At 69.8% G+C, this 2,653-nt stretch carries 3 protein-coding genes; all 3 read left to right on the forward strand.

The window, feature by feature from the left end; all coding sequences use genetic code 11:
* Positions 1–108, forward strand: a 108-nt coding sequence (locus ACYQ8K_RS29945; RefSeq protein ID WP_459974977.1) for a PPE family protein, SVP subgroup, incomplete at its 5' end; no start/stop codon positions are given.
* Between the two features lie 498 nt (positions 109–606).
* On the forward strand, positions 607–1,872 hold the full coding sequence (locus tag ACYQ8K_RS29950) for a PPE family protein (protein ID WP_459974973.1): 1,266 nt from the start codon (positions 607–609) through the stop codon (positions 1,870–1,872).
* Between the two features lie 332 nt (positions 1,873–2,204).
* On the forward strand, positions 2,205–2,653 hold a 449-nt coding region (locus tag ACYQ8K_RS29955; protein ID WP_459974975.1), incomplete at its 3' end, for a PPE family protein.

The following is a 2,653-nucleotide window of genomic DNA, read 5'->3' on the forward strand; positions in this document are numbered from 1 at the left end:
CTCGGTGGCATGCCACTGGCCGGTGCCGGTGCCGGCGGACACGGCGTCGCCGGTCCCAAGTACGGCTTCCGGCCCACGGTCATGGCTCGACCGCCCTTCGCGGGATAGCCTCAGCCACAGTAGATCTCGAACGCGCCCTGCCCGAAACGCTCCGGCAGGGCGCGTTCGTGTGTGCCGGTGTCAACCGACGGCGCTCCGGCACGCACAGCGGCGAGCGCTCGCGCGCTCCGGATCGCGGCGCCGAACCCGGGTGCGGCCTTTATCTGCGGCCGGATTTTTACCCCGCGCTCGGCTCTTCGCATCGGCGCCCGCCCCCCGGAACGGTCCCCGATGTCGGGACCGTGGACGGGCCGCGGCCGCTCGAAGCCGGGTGTTCCCGCAGGTAGCACCCGTGGCGGCGAGGCGCGACCGACGTCGGCGCGATCCGGCCGTCGCGACGGAACAGCGCTCTCGAAACTGCCGCCGCCGTAGCGGCCGCCGAACCACGAAGCGGCGATGGGGCGGCGTGTCCACCTAGCCTTCCGAAGCAAGCAAATTCTTCAAGGCCATCGCCGAGAGACCAGCTGCGAGGGGATACATGTCGTTCGAGCCCGGTGCTTCGTAACCATGGACTTCGGGGCATTACCGCCGGAGATCAACTCCGGCCGCATGTACGCGGGTCCGGGGTCCGGTCCGATCATGGCCGCCGCCGCGGCCTGGGACGGGCTCGGCGCCGAGCTGGGCTCGGCCGCCAGCGGCTACACGTCGGTGATCTCGGAGCTGACCCACGCGCCCTGGGTGGGCCCGGCTTCGGCGTCGATGCTGTCGGCGGTCACGCCGTACGTGAGCTGGCTGAGCGTCCTGGCCGCGCAGGCCGAGGAGACCGCGGGCCAGGCCAGGGCGGCGGCTGCGGCCTTTGAGGCGGCGTTTGCGATGACGGTGCCGCCACCGGTGATCGCCGCCAACCGAGTGTTGTTGGCGAACCTGGTGGCGACGAATTTCCTCGGGCAGAACACGCCGGCGATCGCGGCCACCGAGGCGCAGTACATGGAGATGTGGGCCCAGGACGCGGCCGCCATGTACGGCTACGCCGGCTCATCGGCCGCCGCCTCGGAGCTGACGCCGTTCACGGCACCGCCCAACACCACCACCCCAGAGGCGGACTCCGACCAGGCCGCCGCGGTCGCCAAGGCCGTCGCCGAGCCGGCGGGCAACACCGCCCAGACCACGTCGCAGCTGGCGAGCCCACAAGCGTTGTCGGCCAGCACAACTCAAGCTGTAACCCAAGCGTCGACGACAACGACCGCGTCGCAGCCGGGGCCGTTCACCTGGCTGCAGAACTTGATCAATGGGTTCTTGACGTCCGGGCTGCCCACACCGACCAACAACTACGCCGGGCTGAACACCGGCATGTACGGCACCCTGCTCAAGCAGACCACGGGCCTCGCCTACTTCTCGACTGGTATTACGAGCTTCTGGTCGTCGCTCGCCCAGCAGTTGGTCTTCGGTCCCGGTGGTAGTACCGCCGGTGCCGGTGGTGCCTGGTACCCCACCCCGCAGTTCGCGGCCCTGGGGCTGGGCAACCTGGGCAGCCTGGGCGGTGTGGGCCATGTGGGCGCGGTCTCGGCAGGGGTCGGCCAGGCAGGCCGGGTGGGGTTGCTTTCGGTGCCCCAGCACTGGGCGACGCTGACCTCGTCGGTGAGCCCGGCGGCATTGTCCGAGGAGGCCACTCCGATCGAGGCCGCGGCGAGCGGCGGAGCCAATTCCCCGGCCAATGGTCTGCTGCGCGGCATGCCGGTGGGGTCGGTCGGGCGGCGCGGCGCGGCCGCCGGTTACGTCAACAAGTACGGGTTCCGTTACAGCGTGCTCACCCGCCCACCATCGGCCGGATAAGCGGCGGAAACAGGCATGAATCACCTCACCTTTATCCGCGGCCGGATTTTATCCCCGGCCTGCGCACACGTGCGTCCGGCCACGCCGGTATTCCGCCGCGGCGCTCGCGGCGCACGGGCGCTGAGCCAGGGCCATTCCCACAGCTCACACCCACTATCAAGGCCCCTTGCGGGGGAGTTGGCAGGCATTGAGCGGCCGGCTCTGAAAACCGGCGCAAAGGCGCGCCGTGTAGCTGTCACTCCACTGACCGGCGCGGCGGTGGCCACCAGCGCATTAACGTCTTGCACTACTCGACGCATCGATTCGAACATCACAGGTTAAGGGGCATATTCGTGGTGGATTATGGGGCGTTCCCACCGGAGTTCAATTCGGCGCGGATCTACTCGGGTCCGGGGTCGGGTTCGTTTGTGGCCGCGGCGTCGGCGTGGAGCGCGCTGGCGGCCGAGCTGAACTCCGCCGCGCTCAGCTATGACAACGTGATCACCTCGCTGAGCAGCGAGGAATGGACCGGCACGGCCTCGGCGGCGATGGCGCAAGCGGCAGAACCGTACGTGACCTGGCTGACCACGACGGCCGCGCAGGCCGAGGAGGCGGCCACCCAGGCACGCGCCGCCGCCGCGGCGTATGAGACCGCGCTGGCCTCCTCGGTGCCGCCCCCGCTGATCGCAGCCAACCGCACGCAATCGCAGCAGCTGCAGGCAACGAACGTGCTGGGGCAGAACACCCCGCTGATCGCGCAGCTGGAGGCCCAGTACGGCGAGTACTGGGCCCAGGATGCGGG

The sequence above is a fragment of the Mycobacterium sp. MUNTM1 genome (assembly GCF_054660795.1).